Below are 15,672 nucleotides of genomic sequence, written 5' to 3' on the forward strand. Positions count from 1 at the left end.
TCCCGCGCGGGAAGCAGTCGATCAGCGAGTGTGCCCGTCAACTCGCCTTCGCCGCCATCGAATTACCGATCACGGCCTCGGCGCTCCCGTCGTCTTCGACTTCCGCGGCACGGTCCGCGTGGCATGGCCGCGCCTCCTCGCCCGCTGGTGGCCGGGCGAGGAGGCGGAGCCGTGGAGTCCGGGAGTCAGCTCACTTCTTCCCGGGCTTCGGCACGAACAGCTTGATGTCGGTGAGGCTCGCGCTGCCCTCGTACACGTTGGTGTAGAGGTCGCCGATGACGAAGGAGTCCGGGTAGGCGGAGTCCTTCGGCCACTGGTCGGGCCATTCGGCCTTCCCGTTCAGGTCCTTGCCCTGGACGAGGGTGTTGTTGTAGCGGCCGTCGTACTCGTCGGGCTTGACGTTGTAGTGCCAGATCGGATTGTTGTCCACGATGAAGTCGCGGTGGAAGCGGAGTGTCTGCTGTCCGGCGCGGGCGAAGTTCCCGCTGGCCTCCAGCGTGTAGCCGGTCGCGTCGCGCTCGATGGCGAACGTGTAGTCCTCGTTCGGCATCAGCTCGGGCTGGAGTTCGGCCGCGGACGACAGCTCCTGCTCGGCGACACCGTTGGAGCAACTGGTCATGAACCATTGTGAGTTACCGGCCAGACCGCCCTGGCCCGGGGCCCAGTTCGGCAGTCCGCTGATCCACATGTTGACCGTGTTGAAGCTGCTGTCCTTGTAGTCGTAGTACTCGTTGGTCTTCGCGTTGCAGACGCGGCCTCCGGTGCCCGTGCCGACGCGGTCGGGGTGCTGGGCGAAGGAGTCCATGAGCACCTTGCGCCGGTAGTGCCAGAAGTGGTTGTTGCGGGGCGCGGGGTCGGCGAAGTCCACGATGGACAGGTAGTGGAATCCGTTGTAGCCGTACTTGCCCGCGCGGACGTCCTGCCACTCGCAGTACGGGGCGGAGGCGTCGCCCTCCCAGCCGGGGCTTCTGGAGCCCTCGCCCCAGGGGTGCTGTGTCTTGCACCCGTCCTTGCTGTACCCGTTGACGCGGTTGTCGTAGTCGATGGTTCCGTTGCGCTTGCCGCCGAAGTCGAGCGTCTTGAGCTTGTACTCGATGCGGTACTGATCGGGAAGTGACTCGGTGGGCCGGAAGATGGCGCCGCCCGTGTGGTCGGGGACATCGAGTTTGGCGACGGTGGACGTGCCCGCTGTGCCGTTGGTGATGGACGGCGGCTTCTCGATGGTGCCGTCCTTGTTCCAGTCGCGGGCCGACAGCGACGCGGTCAGCCAGCCGTCCTCGCCGACCGGGAACTCCTTCCGGTAGGTGGCGAAGGAGTTGAGCTGCTCGTCCCAGGCATCACCGTAGTCGTTGTGGAACCACTTGCCGTTGTCGTCCATGACGGTGTCGAACGGGTTGTCGTAGGCTTCCCTGACCCATGGCGCCTTCCCCGGGTCGAGCTTCCCGGCGAAGTTCTCGGAGTGCAGCAGCTTCCACTGCTGCTTCGTCGGCGGCTTCTGCGCGGGCGGCTTCTGCCCGGCGAGGGACGCGGGGGCGCTGTCGCCCGAGGTCTGCGCCGCGGCGAGCAGCGGCGTGAGGGCGAGGGCGCCGCCGACCAGGGCGGTCAGCACGTAGCGGTGTGTTCTTCGCAGCGGGAGACGGGCTCGGTGCGATTCGTTGCGGCTCATCAGAACTCCCCGTCCGGGTCGTAGTACGTGTCGGCGTTCTCCTTGGTGACGCGCGGCGAAGGCACCACCGTGTCCTTCTCCGTCTTCTTGCCGCCGAGGATGTCGATGGTCCTGTCCAGGCCCAGGCTGCCGATCTGATCGGCGTCGTTGAGGCCGGTGACCAGGTAGTTCGTGCCGTCCGAGATGGCCTTGAGAGCTTCGGCCTGGCCGTCGACGCCAGCCAGCACGATGTCCTTGTCGCGGCCGGCGTCCTTGATGGCGCGCTGGGCACCCAGGCACATGGCGTCGTTCTCGCAGAACACCGCGTCGATGTCCTGGTGCGAGGCGAGCAGGCTCTCCGTCACGGTGAGTCCCCCGTCGGAGCTCCAGTTGCCGAAGTCGGGGGCCTCGACGATCTTGAGTCCGGCGCCGGTGAGGGCGCTCTTGACACCGTTGGTGCGGGCCAGGCCGATGCTGTTGTCGGCGGGGCCGCCCTTGACGATCGCGACCGTGGCCGCGTCGGGCAGTTGTCCGGCCAGGAACTCGCCGTTCTGCTTGCCGATCGCCTCGTTGTCGGGGCCGATCCAGCTCGTGTACTCGCCTGTCTTGAACTTGCGGTCGACGAGCACGGCGGGCTTGCCCGCGGCCTTGATGGCGTTGAGGACGGCGGGGGCCGACTCCAGGGGGCCGCCCGAGATGATGACCGCGTCCACGCCCTTGCTCAGCAGGTCCTCGACATTCGAGGCGAGCTTGGCCGCGTCTCCGCCCGCGTCCGTGCTGCGGATCTCGACGCCCTTCTTCTTCGCCTGTTCCTTGATCGCGCGGTCCATGCCGTTGAAGTAGGGCCCGCTCAAGGTGAAGTTGGCGACGCCGACCGTGTAGTCGCCGTCCCCCTCACCGCCCGCGTTCCCACCGTCGGACGAGCAGCCCGACAGGGTGGTGACGAGAACGGCCCCGGCGAGCAGTCCGGCGCAGCGCATCTTGCTGTGGGCGATCATGACAGCGATCCCTTTCCCGGGGTCGTCGCTCCGGCGGCGGGACGGAGCCGCCCCGCACGCTGGACGAGAATGACGGCAACGATGATGAGCCCCTTGAAAACCTGCTGCCAGAAGCTCTGTACGTCGTAGAGGTTGAGCAGATTGTTGATCAGCGCGAGCACCAGAACTCCGGCGCAGGTCGCCCGTACGGTGCCCTTGCCACCGGCCAGGCTGGCACCACCGATCACGCAGGCGGCGATGGCGTCGAGTTCGAAGGCGGTGCCCACGCTGGGCTGGGCGATGCCGACGCGGCTGGCGAGGATGACGCCCGCGAGCCCGGCGCAGGCGCCGCTGATGGTGTAGGCGAGCACCACATGGCGCCGTACGCCGATGCCCGCGAGGCGTACGGTCTCCGCGCTGCCGCCGATCGCGGTCAGCGCCCGGCCCGCCGGGGTGCGGCCGAGGAAGACTCCGCCGAGCAGGAACACGGCGATCATGATGATCGTGGACACGGGCACAGGGCCGACCGCGGCCGATCCCAGTTCGAAGAAGCCGGCCTTCTCCGGGGCGACCGGGGTCTCCGAGTAGACGAAGGCCAGTCCGCGGATGGTGGTGAGCGCGGCGAGTGTCACGACGAAGGGGGCGAGCTGGAAGCGGGCCACGAGTGCCCCGTTGACCAGCCCGAACCCGATGCCCGACGCGACGCCGATCAGCATCGCCAGCCACACGGGCAGTCCGGCGGACAGGCCCGCGGCGAGAATGCCGGAGAAGGCGACCACCGAGCCGACCGACAGGTCGATGCCGCCCGTCAGGATCACCGTGAGCATGCCGTAGGCGAGCAGTCCTGTGGTGACCATCTGCTTGAGCAGGTTCGTCACGTTCGCCTCGGTGAGGAAGGCGTCGGTGGTCGCACCGGCGATCGCGATGAAGGCGACGAGCAGCGCGGCGAGGCCCACTTCGAGGGTGATGTCGCGCCCCGCCACCCTGATCCTGGGCAGCCGCGAGCCTGCCCCCGGCCCGGCGGCGTTCTGCGAGAGATGCCCGGAATCCCGTGGAGATGCCGAGAGTTGGTCCGTCATGCGGCGTGTCCGATCGCGTGGGCGAGGACGGTGTCCTCGGACGTACGGTCAGAGGGAAGCTCGGCGGCGATCCGTCCCTCGTGCATCACCAGCACGCGGTCGGTGGCGCCGAGGACCTCGGTGAGGTCGGACGAGATGAGCAGGACGGCCATGCCGTCGCGGGCGAGTTCGTCGAGCATGCGGTAGATCTCCACGCGGGTCGCCATGTCGACACCGCGGGTCGGCTCGTCGAGGAGGAGCACGCGGGGCGACGTGAGGAGCCACTTCGCCAGAACGGCCTTCTGCTGGTTGCCGCCGCTGAGCGTGCGTACCGGCAGCCGCGGGGAATGTGCGGGCCTGATGTCGAGCCGTTCGGTCATCGCCAGGGCGTCCCGTCTGCGCCGGGCGGTGTCCAGCAGTGGTCCTCTGGTCGCGGTCTTGAGCGTGGTCAGGCCGATGTTGTCCTCGGTACTGAGGCCGAGCACGAGGCCGGTGCGTTTGCGGTCCTCGGTGACCAGGGCGAGCCCCGCGCCGATGGCCTCCTTGGGGCTGCGGAACCGGTCGGTGCGTGAGCCCTCGGCCCTGATCGTCCCTTCGGCCGCGCGCCGGGCACCGAAGACGCAGTGGGCCAGCTCGCTGCGTCCCGACCCGACGAGACCGAACAGGCCGGTGATCTCGCCCGCCCGCAGGGTGAAGGAGACGTCGTCGAACTCACCCGGTCTGCTGAGTCCCTGGACCGACAGCAGTTCGGGCCCCGTGTCGGTGCGCCGGCCGGGGTACAGCTGCTGCGGACGGCGGCCCGCCATCAGGCGGATCATCTCGTTCTCGTCCGTGTGCCGCGGGGTGGTCTCGGCGACGACGCGGCCGTCCTTGATGACGACGATGGTGGTGGCCAGTTCGGTGACCTCGGCGAGCCGGTGCGACACGTAGACGATGACCACGCCGCGCTTCTGGAGCCTTCGGATCAGGGCGAACAGGGCCTCCAGGTCGGCGCCGGCGAGCACCGCCGACGGCTCGTCGAGGACCAGCACCTTCGGCTCTCCGCTCTCGTCCACGAGGGCCTTGGCGATCTCCACCATCTGCTGGCGCGCGACGGTGAGGCTGCCTGCTGTGGCCCGGGGGTCGATCGCCCCGTATCCGATGTCCTCGAGAAGGACCCGGGCGCGGGCGTGCGCGGCCCGCCAGTTGATGAGGCCGCCCAGCATCCGCGGGTAGTGGCCCATCAACAGATTCTCCGTGACGGACAGTTCGGGGACGAGGGTGAGCTCCTGGTGGACGGTCCTGATGCCATGGATGTGCGCGTCATGCGGGGAGCGCAGGGCCACGGTCTGCCCGTCGAGGCGCAGTTCGCCGCTGCTCATGCGCTCCGCGCCCGCGAGGATCTTGATGAGGGTGGACTTCCCCGCGCCGTTCGCGCCGACCACGGCGAGCACGTCACCGGCATGGCCCTTGAGGTCCACGCCGTGCAACACCTTCGTGCCGCCGTACGACTTGTGCACCCCCCGCACGTCGAGAGCCGGCGGAGCGGACGCACCGCTCACTGGAAGGCCTCCATCACGATGACCGTCTTCTGCCGGGTGAACTCCAGAGCCGTGTCGTGCAGTCCCTCGGCGGAGCCGCCGGTGTCCCTGGGGCCGCCGAAGGGCAGGTTCTCGGCGCGCAGCGCGGTGGATCCGTTGATCACGACGCCGCCCACGTCCAGCCGGCCGGCCAGGGTGTAGGCGCGCTGGATGTCCCGGGTGAAGACGGCGGCCTGGAGTCCGTACGGGGAGGCGTTCGCCATCCGGACGGCGTCCAGGGGGTCTTCGAAGCGGGCCACGGGGGCGACGGGTCCGAAGATCTCCTCGTTGAAGGCCGCGCTGTCGGTGGGCACGTCGACGAGGACGGCGGGGTCGTAGAAGGCGCCGCGGCGGGCGCCGCCCGCCACTTTGCGGGCGCCGTCCGAGACGAGGGTGCCCACGGCCTGCTCCACGCGTTCGGCGGCGGCCTCGCTGATCAGCGGGCCGACGTCGGTGCCGTCGGCGAGCTGGTCGCCCACGCTGAGTTTGGCGGCGCCCGACAGGAGGGCGTCCACGAAGGCGTCGTGCACGCCGTTCTGGACGTAGACGCGCTTGACCGCGCAGCAGATCTGCCCGTTGCCGCGGGCGAGACGCCCCAGGATCACGGCGTTCGCCGCGGCTTCCACGTCGGCGTCGTCGCAGACGATCAGGGCGTCGTTGCCGCCGAGTTCGAGGTGGACCTTCTTGAGGGTGTCCGCGGCACGGCGGGCTATCTCGCGTCCGGCGTGGGTGGATCCCGTCAGGCTGACCGCGGCGACGCCCGCCCTGGTGGCCAGTTCCTGGGAGACGTGTACCCCGCCGGTGAGCAGTTGGTGCGCGCCGTCGGGGAAGCCGGCGGCGGCGATGAGTTCCGCGATCCGGATGAGTGTGAGCGGGCACCGCACGGGCGGGTGGACGAGCACCGCGTTGCCCGCGGCGAGCGCGGCGGCGGCCTTGTGGGCGTACAGCTCGACGGGGTAGTTGAAGGGCACCAACGCCGCGACGGGGCCGAGGGGTTCGCGCATCGTGACGGCGAGGTGGCGCTCCAGGCCCGGCACGGCGTCGAGGGGAATCTGCCTCCCCAGCAGCCGCGTGGCCTCGCCCGCGAAGCCACGGAAGATCCTGATGGCGGCGCGGACCTCTTCGGTGGTCTGGAAGACCGGCTTGCCGTTCTCGGCGGCGAGCTGCCGGGCCAGCGCGTCGGCCTCACCTTCGATCAACTCCGCTGCTCTCAGCAGGAGTTGTGCCCTCGCGTGGGCCGGTAGCGCAGCCATGGCCCGTTGGCCGTTCGCCGCGGCTTCGAGTGCGGAGCCGATGCGCTCGGCTGTGAAGTCCTCGATCTCACCGAGGACTTCACCTGTTCCTGGATTGTGTACGGACACAGCAGTACTACGGGACGTCATACGTCGGCTCTCCTGTGCGATCTTGACCGGGAAGACGGATCTCCAGAAGTCGCAGCGATGCTGACACCCGCCCCGTAGTTAGTCAACAGCGGTGACAAAATGCTTGCCTGTCACCTTCGGACACTCTTGAGGACGGCAAATAGTGCATTGGCCAGGCATTCCGGGCGGTGCTTTTGGCAAGTAAGTCGCTTGCGCCGTCTCACCCTCCTCATCCGCGCGATGGGCGCGGTGCGTCGACGACGAGGTCGAACAGCCGCCCCGTCCGCTCCGGAGTGCCGCCGGCGGTCCACCGCTCGGCTGACCCGCGCCGGAAAAGCCCGTCAACCGGCCCCTGTTGGGGTCCGGCCGAGCGGGAAGCGGGGAAGCCGTAATCCTCTTGGCTCGCCTCGGCGCCAGGCACTACGGTCGCGACCATGGTCGAACCCGATGCCCTCAGTGTCACCCGCGAGGGCTACGACACCGCTGCCTCCACCTATGCCCAGTTGTTCCGCGACACGCTGCGTGACAGTCCCCTGGACCGCGCGATCCTGGATGTCTTCGCCGAGTTCGTACGTGCGAGTGGGAACGTCCAGGTCGCGGATGTGGGGTGTGGGCCCGGCCATATCACCACTCACCTTGACGAGTCGGGGCTGGCGGCGTTCGGCGTCGACGCCTCTCCCGCGATGATCGAGTTGGCTCAACAGGCCTATCCTGGGCTGCGGTTCGAGGTGGGCTCGATGGCCGCGCTGGACATCGCCGACGGCGCGCTCGGCGGCGTACTCTCACGCTGGTCCATCATCCACACTCCGCCGGAGGAACTCCCCGTCACCCTGGCGGAGTTCCACCGCGTGCTGGCACCCGGCGGCCACCTTCTGCTCGGTTTCTCGGCCACCGATGACGCGTCTCACCCGACGCAGGTCTTCGATCACGCCGTGGCGCCGGCCTATCGGTGGGCGCCGGATCACCTCGCCGCGCTGCTGCGCACGTCCGGCCTGGCCGAGGTGGCCCGGATGGTTCGCGAGCCTCAGCCCACCGACCGACGGCAGTTCCAGGAGGTTCACCTGCTGGCCCGCACATCCGGGACAGAGGCCGACCGGCCGGGCGTATGACCGCATGACCGCCCGGCCATCGCCCCGGCCGTCCGCCCGGCTCACTTCTGGCGTACCACAGGCACCGATTCACAGCCGCGGATACGGGCGTCCCTGCGCGCCTGACCAGGCGACTTCCCGCTGCCCACCGCCCGGCCGTCGACGACCGCGAGCCAGTCGCCCTTGGACAGCTCCGTCCGCAGCTCGTCCACGCCGGCCGGTTCGAGGGCCTGGAGCAGCGCCGGGTCCGGGTCCGTGGGGATATCGGCCGCCGCCGCGCGCGGTGTTCCCGCGCGCCACTCGGCGGTGGTCCGCTCGCCCGACCTGGCCCGTGACCACAGCACGTGCTGTAGCACGATCAGCGGTCCGAGCGCCGTCAGGAGCGGGAACGCCCCGGTCAGCACTCCCAGCCCGAACAGCAGGCTGACGCTCGCGGACACCGCCAGTCCGACCCCGGCCGCGAGAAGACCGGCGGCCCGCCCGAAGGCCTTGAGCGCCACCAGGGGGAAGAGCACCAGGAGCAGCAGGTCGCCCAGGCCGAGCGCCACCGGTGGTCTGTCCTGGGTGACGGCCAGCAGTGGGGCGAACGGGAGTCCCATGACCTGGGCGGCGAACCGGTCCATGACGGAGGTGAGTCCGGTCGCCACCAGGTCATAGCAGCAGAGCAGGCCCGCGAACCACGCCGCATGGACGGAGCGCAACCCACTCTGCGCCCACATGTTGGCCACTCCCACCACGGCGATGGCGAGCAGTACGTCGGTCAGCGCCGTCACGGCGACCGGCAGGTCCGCGAACGCGCATCCGGCGGTGGCGGCCACGGAGACCGCCGCGGCCAGCCAGGCCCGCCCGCCGCCGATCAACGGCGCGAGGGTGAACTGGAGCGCCACGCAGAGGACCAGGCCGAAGACGACGGCCACCGCGGTCCGGGGCACTGCCAGATACACCAGGGGCGCCGCCACCACGACGGCGGTCATCGCCACGACGTCGGGCAGTTCGTACTTGCCGACCGGAGGGCGGGGCATCCGGACCCGCGCGAAGTAGACGGCACCTGCCACCGTGATCGCGGCGACGGCGCAGTTGAGGCCCACGAGGGCCAGGCCGGTACTCATGCCGGGCTCGACACGCGTACGGCGGCGGGGCGGGCCGACTCGAAGGTGTGCTCGCGCAGATCGGCGCGGACCGGGCCGGTCGGCGGCAGTGCGGCCGGATCGTCATGGAGCACGATGCCGTCCAGCGCGAGGCCCGCCGCTGTCGCCCGCTCCTCCAGCCTGCCGAGCAGGGCGGCGGCGGGCAGCCGGCGGACGAGGACATGAAGGACGGGGTCCCCGGGCCGGTCGACCAGTGCGTAGCGCGCCGGCAGCGGGATGTCCGGTTCGGACTCCAGCAGGTTCAGCACCGACCGGGTGGGCACCGCGATGCTCCGCGGACCCGACCAGCGGCCGAGTATGGGCGAGGTCGCGGGCAGATGGGCCAGTTCGCACGTGGGCTCGGCCTCGGGGCGCGCGACCAGGTCGCCGGTCGCGTAGCGCAGCAGCAGGGTGCAGTCCCGGTAGGGGACGTACGGCGTCTGCACGATGATGCCGACGGCGCCCGGCGGTGTCGGCTCGTGTGTCACGGGGTCGAGTATCTCCATGTGCCCGAACTCGGTGGTGTGGTGCAGATGTCCCTCGGCGCACGGCGTGCCGCCCGAGGGGAGCGTCTCGGTCATCATGTACGCCGTGGAGATCCGGGCCCCCAGGGCGGTGGTGGCCCGCTCCCGCAGTGGGTCGGAGAGCACTTCACCGCCGACGCCGATGGATTCCAGGCCGAAGTCCGACGCGTGCCAGCCGCTTCGCTCCGCTTCTTCGACGAGGGCGGAGAGATAGGACGCGGAGACCGTCAGATGGGTGATCTGCGGCGCCTTGCCCCGCAGACCGAGCGGGGCGGCCAGCCGGTCCAGCGCCACGGCCGGGTCCACGGTGCCGATCTGGACGAACGAGGCACCGATCCGGGTCACCGACTCCTCCACGTTGAGCAGCGGCAGGGTCGCCCGTGAGCAGCCCGCGTACGCCATGGTGTGGCGGGGCCGCAGGCCCATGCCGAGCACGGCCGAGACCGTACTCATGGCAACCGCGATCTCCACCTCGGCCCTGGAGTACCAGACCGTGGTGGGGGTACCGCTGGTCCCCGTGGTGAGCGCCATCAGCGCGGGAGTGGAGGCGGCGGACACGAAGGCGGCCGGCAGACCGCGCAGGGCCTCCTTGGAGGTGACCGGTACGCGGTCCCAGGTCTCCGGGGTGAGGGTGCCCGGGTCGAGTCCCAGGACGTCGAAGGTCCGCCGGTAGTGGGCCGTGTGCCGGGCGGCGGCGCACGCGGTGGCCCGCAGGCTGCGCTCCGTGACGGTCCGTCGTACGGCGGGGTCGACGGCCCCTGCCTGGCCGGGGAGCAGAGCCGAGTCCGCCCCGGGCTCGCCGAACTCGGCCAGGGTCGCGATCAGGTCGCGGGCGATGCGTTCCAGGTCCTGCGGGCGGATGCGACGGTTGCGCAGGATCGCCATGCCGTAGCGGAGCTGGCTGAGAGCGGTACCGAACAAGGGGTCTCCTGATGCCTGGACCGGGTTGTCCTCCCGGTCCAGGCCGGGACCGAACGTCAGACCATGCTGGCGAACATCGCCGCGGTGAGCGTGCTGAACGCGTACTTGACGTAGTGCTTGACCATGATGGATCTCCCTTGTTCCGCGCCGCCCGGGGACGGCTGGGCTCCTGGTGGTGCACTCCCGACCGGGGGCGGTCGTTCGATGAACGCGACCTTAGAGTAAGGCAATTGACACATCAACAGTTTCTCCCGACGAACTGGATGCGCGGTGTGCGCTCGGTCGCTCCTCCGCGCTGGTCAGGCTGTCGCGCGAGCCGCCGAGTACGCGGCGCGGGCCCCCGGCCCCCCGCTCGCTCAGCTCCAGGTCATGTTGATCTCGCGCTGGAAATTGACGTATCCGGCGCGCCGGAAGGCGTTCGCCATCGGAACGTTGCCCAGGTCCGTGGACGCGCGGATGCGGGGGACGTCCTGTGCGGCGAGGACGCGGGTGCCCTCGGCGAGAATGTCGTCGATATAGCCGTTGCCGCGGTGCGCGGGCAGGACCGCGAGGTACGCGATGATCGGGTTGTAGTCGTTGCGGGCGGGGAGGACGAACCCCACCGGCTCCCCGGTGGGCAGTGCCGCGATCCGCCACCAGTCCCGCGGGCTCGTGTAGCGCGCGAGTTCGTCCTCGTAGTGCCGGGTGGCCGCTTCGTGGACGGACATGCGGGTCAGGTCGTCACGGCTGTGTGCGTCCAGCGTCCCGTCCATGGCCAGGGCCATCAGGGACACGAGTTCCCCGGCATCGTGGATCCGCCGGAACACAAGGCGTCCGCCGGGTTCGGGAAGTGCCGATTCCGGACGCCATTCCAGGCGCAGCCGTTCGACGAAGAGCCGGGCACCGGTCCGTTCCAATGCTGTCATGCGGTCCTCGACGGACTGTCTGGTCCGCGCGTTCTCACGCCAGTCCGGCGGGACGAAACGGCTGTACGCGGGGCGGGGCGAGCCGCTCGGGAGGGTGGCCGCCATCGCGGCGCGCAGAAGCCGCACTCCGATGTCCACACGGTCGGGACCCGAGACGCTGTCGTCGATGTCGAGGATGTCCAGGACGCGTGGCGCGTCGCTGCCGGGCCGGCTCCACCAGGCGGCCCTGGCCAGCACACGGTCACCGCGCAGGGCGAGCCACATCCATGCGGGGCGCCGGCGGCCGGCGGCGAGGTCGTCCGCCAGTTCCTCGTTGAGCACGTAGGGCAGTCGGGAGAAGAGATCGAGTTCTTCACGTCCGGTGATCGGACGCATAGTCAGGTGGTTCTGGTGGTTCTGGTGGTTCTGTTCCACGGTCAAGGCACGCTCCGGTGAAGGCGCCCGTCCGCTCCGGGGTCAGACGTGGTCCGCGCCCCGGGAGGACACAAGCGCGGTGATCATGGCGATCATGGGCTTATCCCTCCTCTCGCTGTCATGGCCCCTCACCCCTCGCGGCGGGAGTCCAGGGGTAACGTCTATCCAACCGCGCTCCCGTCCGCAAACCCTTTTCGATCGCGAAGCCGTCGACGGTGCGGATCTTCCCGTGTGACTGAGGAGTTCATCGGTCACCGGGAGCAGGCCCTTCGCCTCAGGCGCGCCGCGCGCCCGCCGGCCGGGGCGTTCTCCGGCATACGGCAACAGTCGCAGGAGAAGCGGACAGGGTGTGACCGCTTCTCCGTGGCACGATCGGGACATGCCGAAAACCTCAGCCCGACTGCTCTCCCTGCTCTCCCTGCTCCAGGCGCGCCGGGACTGGCCGGGGGCGCTGCTGGCCGAGCGGCTGGACGTCAGCCAACGCACCGTGCGCCGCGATGTCGACCGCCTGCGCGAGCTCGGCTATCCCATCGTGGCGTCCAAGGGGCCGGACGGGGGGTACCGGCTCGACGCCGGCGCGGAGTTGCCCCCGTTGCTGTTCGACGACGAACAGGCCGTGGCCCTCGCCGTCGCGCTCCAGATCGCCACCACCACCGGTGCCGGCATCGAGGAAGCCGCGGCACGCGCGCTGACCACCGTCCGGCAGGTCATGCCCGCCCGGCTGCGCCGCCGTATCGACACCCTCCGGTTCACCGCCGTCGAACCGTCCGCGATCCGGCCGAACCCCCAGGCCGACGGCGGCGTGCTCATGGCACTCAGCGCCGCCGTCCACGCCCGCGAGGTGCTGCGCTTCGACTACGCTCCCGCGTCCCCGGCGGGAGCCACCGACGACGACCGCGCCGACCCCCCGCCGCGCCGGGCGCAGCCCCATCACCTCGTCACCTGGGGCGGGCGCTGGTACCTCGTCGCCTGGGACCTCGACCGCGAGGACTGGCGTACCTTCCGAGCGGACCGGATCACCCCGCGTACCCCCACCGGGCCCCGCTTCACCCCGCGTGAACTGCCCGGAGGGAACGTGGCGGCATTCGTGGCCGGCCGGTTCAAGGGCCTGGACGGCGCCGGCGACTGGCCCTGCCGCGGCGAGGTGATCCTCGACCTGCCGGCCGCCGCGGTGTCGTGCTACATCCGCGACGGCGTCGTCGAGGAACTCGGCCAGGACCGCTGCCGGCTCGTTCTGGGCTCGTGGTCATGGCCCGGTCTGGCCGCCGCCATCGGCCGGTTCGACGCCGGCATCGAGGTCGTGGGCCCCGCCGAACTCAAGGACGCCTTCGCGCGGCTGGCCCGCCGCTACGCCGACGCCGCGGGCGACGCGTCCGCCGCGCCTGCCACGCCGCCTCCGGTCCCCTGAGACAGGCGCCGGGTCGGGACGGACGCCGGTCACCTTCGTACGAGACCTGTCGGACCCCGCGTTCAGGACTCGCCTGTACAGGACCCGCCTGTACAGGACCTGCCCGTACAGGACCTGCCCGTACAGGACCGTCCGTTCAAGGACCCGCCGCCTCCCCGGGCGCGCGGGGAGGCGCCCTCAGCCACTCGCCGCCGCACGGTACGGGCGGAAGAACGCGCGCAGCTCCTCCGCGTACAGCTCGGGCTCCTCGAACGGTGCGAAGTGCCCGCCGCGCGCGGGCTCGGTCACGCGCGCGACGTTCGCCGTGCGCTCGATCCACGCCCGCGGCGGCCGGACGATGTCACCGGGGAAGAGCGAGAATCCGGACGGCACCTCGACCCGGCGGGCGTGCTGCGCGGGCGGGATCGCGGCGTTCGCGTGGTACATGCGCATGGACGAGCCGATCGTCCCCGTGAGCCAGTAGAGCGTGACGTTCGTGAGGATCTCGTCCTTCGTGAAGCTCCGTTCGACATCGCCGTCACAGTCGCTCCACGCGCGGAGCTTCTCGACGATCCACGCGGCGAGCCCGGCCGGCGAGTCGGTGAGCCCGACGGCGGCGGTCTGCGGCTTGGTGCGGTGCATGGCGGCGTAGGCACCCTCGGTCACGCCCCAGGCCGCGACGCCCTCGAACCAGGCACGCTCCTCGGGCGCGAGGTCCGCCGGGTCTCCGGCGAAGATCGGCAGGCCCGCGTCCATACGGTGGACGGCCACGACCCGGTCGGGGTGGTCGAGCCCGAGGTAGCGGCTCACATGGCTGCCGATGTCCCCGCCCGCGGCCCCGAATCGCGGGTATCCGAGGACGCTCATCAGCTCGGCCCACAGGCCGGCGACGGCGATGGAGTCGAGCGGCGGGCCGGTGGGGCGGTCGGAGTACCCGTAGCCCGGCATGTCGGGCACGACCACGTCGAACGCGTCGGCGGGGTCGGCGCCGTGCGCGCCGGGATCGGTGAGGAGCGGGATGACCTTCGCGTAGCGCCAGAACGAGTCCGGCCAGCCGTGGCTGAGGACCAGCGGCAGCACGGGCCCGGCCGGCCCGGTGGCCCGGACATGTACGTAGTGGATCCCGAGGCCGCCGAGCCGGACGCGGAAGTGGGGAAGCCGGGCGAGTGCCGCCTCCCGCGCCGGCCAGTCGAAGCCGTCCGCCCAGTAGGCGACGAGTTCGCGGAGGTAGGCGAGGTCGGTCCCGAGCGACCACCCGGCGTCCTCGGGCGAGTCCGGCCAGCGTGTCGCGCGCAGCCGCGCGCGGAGGTCCTCGAGCGCGGCGGGGGCGGTGTGAGGGGTGAACGGCTCGGGGCGAGGCACGGCGTCCGGCATGGCACGCATCCTACGGACCGCGCGGTGACCGAGCAGGCGGGCCGCGCTGTCACGGAGCGGGTACGCGGCGGCCCGACGGTTCAGTCACCGGGGAGCAACCGTGTTTCGGCGCCCGGCAGCCCCTTGGTCCACCAGTGGTCGTAGCGTCCGTAGACCCGGGGGTCACGGGTGGCGAGCAACGACATGAGCGATCCGGCCTCCGCGGCCAGTCCCTCCCAGACACGGCCGGGAAGGGGATGGAAGGCGGTGGCCTCGATCCCGCCGTCCACGGCACGCCAGACACCGGCGACGTAGCCGTCGACCAGCAGCGTGGGCAGTACGTCGCCGTTCACACGCGTCACGTGTTTGCGGTACGCGGGTGGAACGACGCGGCTGCGGTCGGCGTAGGCCAGCAGGGTGCTGTCCCACATCGCCATCAGTCTGGGCGGGGCGGGGGTGTCCTCGGCGGGCCGTGGTGCGCCGGGGAGGTCGTACATCACCGTGCCGTCCGGGCCCTCCAGCTGTTCGAGTTCGCCGGCGAGCGCGGTCAGGGCCGTTCTGACCCGAGCCCGCTGCACCAGCGCGAACTGCGCCATGTCCGCCACCGACGCCGGCCCGAAGCCCTCCAAATAGCGGCGGATCAGGGTCCGGAGGCTTCCGGCGGCGACGTCGGGTTCCGCCAGCACCGGCCGGGTGTCTGCCGCGACGTACGACGGCCGGGTCCCGAACGACCAGGGTCCTCCCGTCGGCGCGTGCCACAGCGGGGCGTACTGCCGCAGCATGCGCTGGGCCGCCGGCTCCATCGGTGCGCCGAGCCGCGCCCGTAGCCGGCCTCCCAGCTCGGCGACGGTCCGGGGCTGTTCGGCGTAGTGCAGCAGATCCGCGACCAGGGCGGTGGTGGTGTCGACGGTGAGCCCGGATGCCGTGAAGCGCGAGTCGCCGAGCCTGGAGCCGCGCAGTGTCGGTTCCATGGCCTCACGGAAGGCCCGGTAGTCCTCGGCGTGAACCGCGTGCAGGGTGAGTCGCATCAGTGTCGCCTTGACGGCCCGGCGTCCGGCGAGGGCGGTGTCGAGGCCGGCCGGGTCGAAGCCGCTGAGTCTGTTCCACAGCGCGATGTACGGCGAGGCGGGCTGCTGTGCCTGCAACGCGACCACACGTCGTAGGCCGTCCTCGACGTCGAGCGGCTCACGGCCCAGCAGCAACTGCCGGGCGAGAGTGGCCCGGTTGAGCGCGTGCGCACTGATACTCATACCGGCATTCTCTCGTCCGTCAGCCGCACGGAACGGCCGGGGTCCGGGGGGGTCCGGGGGTCTGGGGGTCCCGGGGGTCCGGGAGGCGGGTTCCGGGGGTCCG

The 15,672-nt window shown here is 70.7% G+C and carries 13 protein-coding genes; 2 read left to right on the top strand and 11 right to left on the bottom strand.

All coding sequences use genetic code 11. The features are described 5' to 3' along the window. Nucleotides 1-190 precede the first annotated feature (190 nt). From ACIOGX_RS02135 to ACIOGX_RS02155, 5 genes are read right to left on the bottom strand one after another with little or no spacing between them, the layout of a single operon-like run. On the bottom strand, nucleotides 191-1,666 hold the full coding sequence (locus tag ACIOGX_RS02135) for a mucin-5B (RefSeq protein WP_401909492.1): 1,476 nt from the start codon (nucleotides 1,664-1,666) through the stop codon (nucleotides 191-193). Continuing rightward, nucleotides 1,666-2,643, bottom strand: coding sequence for a substrate-binding domain-containing protein (locus tag ACIOGX_RS02140; RefSeq protein WP_356517571.1), 978 nt, complete (start codon nucleotides 2,641-2,643; stop codon nucleotides 1,666-1,668). The genes ACIOGX_RS02135 and ACIOGX_RS02140 overlap by 1 nt, the downstream gene beginning before the upstream one ends. Next, complete coding sequence (locus tag ACIOGX_RS02145; RefSeq protein WP_356517573.1) at nucleotides 2,640-3,701, bottom strand: ABC transporter permease; 1,062 nt, start codon at nucleotides 3,699-3,701, stop codon at nucleotides 2,640-2,642. The genes ACIOGX_RS02140 and ACIOGX_RS02145 overlap by 4 nt, the downstream gene beginning before the upstream one ends. Beyond that, on the bottom strand, nucleotides 3,698-5,221 hold the full coding sequence (locus tag ACIOGX_RS02150; protein WP_401909496.1) for a sugar ABC transporter ATP-binding protein: 1,524 nt from the start codon (nucleotides 5,219-5,221) through the stop codon (nucleotides 3,698-3,700). The genes ACIOGX_RS02145 and ACIOGX_RS02150 overlap by 4 nt, the downstream gene beginning before the upstream one ends. Next, entirely contained in the window at nucleotides 5,218-6,621 is a 1,404-nt protein-coding gene (locus ACIOGX_RS02155) for an aldehyde dehydrogenase family protein (RefSeq protein WP_401909499.1), read from the bottom strand. Before ACIOGX_RS02155 ends, ACIOGX_RS02150 begins: the two co-directional genes overlap by 4 nt. A 413-nt stretch (nucleotides 6,622-7,034) precedes the next feature. On the opposite strand from ACIOGX_RS02155, the gene ACIOGX_RS02160 reads away from it, so the two are divergent. After that, on the top strand, nucleotides 7,035-7,709 hold the full coding sequence (locus ACIOGX_RS02160) for a methyltransferase domain-containing protein (protein ID WP_401909501.1): 675 nt from the start codon (nucleotides 7,035-7,037) through the stop codon (nucleotides 7,707-7,709). Between the two features lie 41 nt (nucleotides 7,710-7,750). On the opposite strand, the gene ACIOGX_RS02165 is transcribed toward ACIOGX_RS02160, so the two are convergent. The 4 genes from ACIOGX_RS02165 to ACIOGX_RS02180 form a co-directional block, all read right to left on the bottom strand. Continuing rightward, on the bottom strand, nucleotides 7,751-8,797 hold the full coding sequence (locus tag ACIOGX_RS02165; RefSeq protein WP_401909503.1) for a hypothetical protein: 1,047 nt from the start codon (nucleotides 8,795-8,797) through the stop codon (nucleotides 7,751-7,753). Continuing rightward, complete coding sequence (locus ACIOGX_RS02170) at nucleotides 8,794-10,260, bottom strand: phenylacetate--CoA ligase family protein (protein WP_401909505.1); 1,467 nt, start codon at nucleotides 10,258-10,260, stop codon at nucleotides 8,794-8,796. Before ACIOGX_RS02170 ends, ACIOGX_RS02165 begins: the two co-directional genes overlap by 4 nt. Nucleotides 10,261-10,316: 56 nt before the next feature. Continuing rightward, complete coding sequence (locus ACIOGX_RS02175; protein WP_401909508.1) at nucleotides 10,317-10,490, bottom strand: hypothetical protein; 174 nt, start codon at nucleotides 10,488-10,490, stop codon at nucleotides 10,317-10,319. Nucleotides 10,491-10,616: 126 nt separating this feature from the next. Beyond that, complete coding sequence (locus ACIOGX_RS02180; protein WP_383966855.1) at nucleotides 10,617-11,540, bottom strand: GNAT family N-acetyltransferase; 924 nt, start codon at nucleotides 11,538-11,540, stop codon at nucleotides 10,617-10,619. A gap of 418 nt (nucleotides 11,541-11,958) precedes the next feature. On the opposite strand from ACIOGX_RS02180, the gene ACIOGX_RS02185 reads away from it, so the two are divergent. After that, a complete protein-coding gene (locus ACIOGX_RS02185) occupies nucleotides 11,959-12,987 on the top strand; it encodes a WYL domain-containing protein (RefSeq protein ID WP_356509885.1) in 1,029 nt (342 codons plus the stop codon). A gap of 177 nt (nucleotides 12,988-13,164) precedes the next feature. On the opposite strand, the gene ACIOGX_RS02190 is transcribed toward ACIOGX_RS02185, so the two are convergent. Together ACIOGX_RS02190 and ACIOGX_RS02195 are read right to left on the bottom strand one after the other, a co-directional pair. Continuing rightward, nucleotides 13,165-14,340, bottom strand: a complete 1,176-nt coding sequence (locus ACIOGX_RS02190; protein WP_401909510.1) for an epoxide hydrolase family protein — start codon at nucleotides 14,338-14,340, stop codon at nucleotides 13,165-13,167. An 80-nt stretch (nucleotides 14,341-14,420) separates the two neighbouring features. Next, nucleotides 14,421-15,569: a winged helix DNA-binding domain-containing protein gene (locus tag ACIOGX_RS02195; RefSeq protein ID WP_401909512.1), complete on the bottom strand. Its 1,149-nt coding sequence runs from the start codon at nucleotides 15,567-15,569 to the stop codon at nucleotides 14,421-14,423. Nucleotides 15,570-15,672 lie beyond the last annotated feature (103 nt).

The sequence above is a fragment of the Streptomyces sp. NPDC088147 genome, assembly GCF_044741565.1.
Lineage (GTDB): Bacteria > Actinomycetota > Actinomycetes > Streptomycetales > Streptomycetaceae > Streptomyces.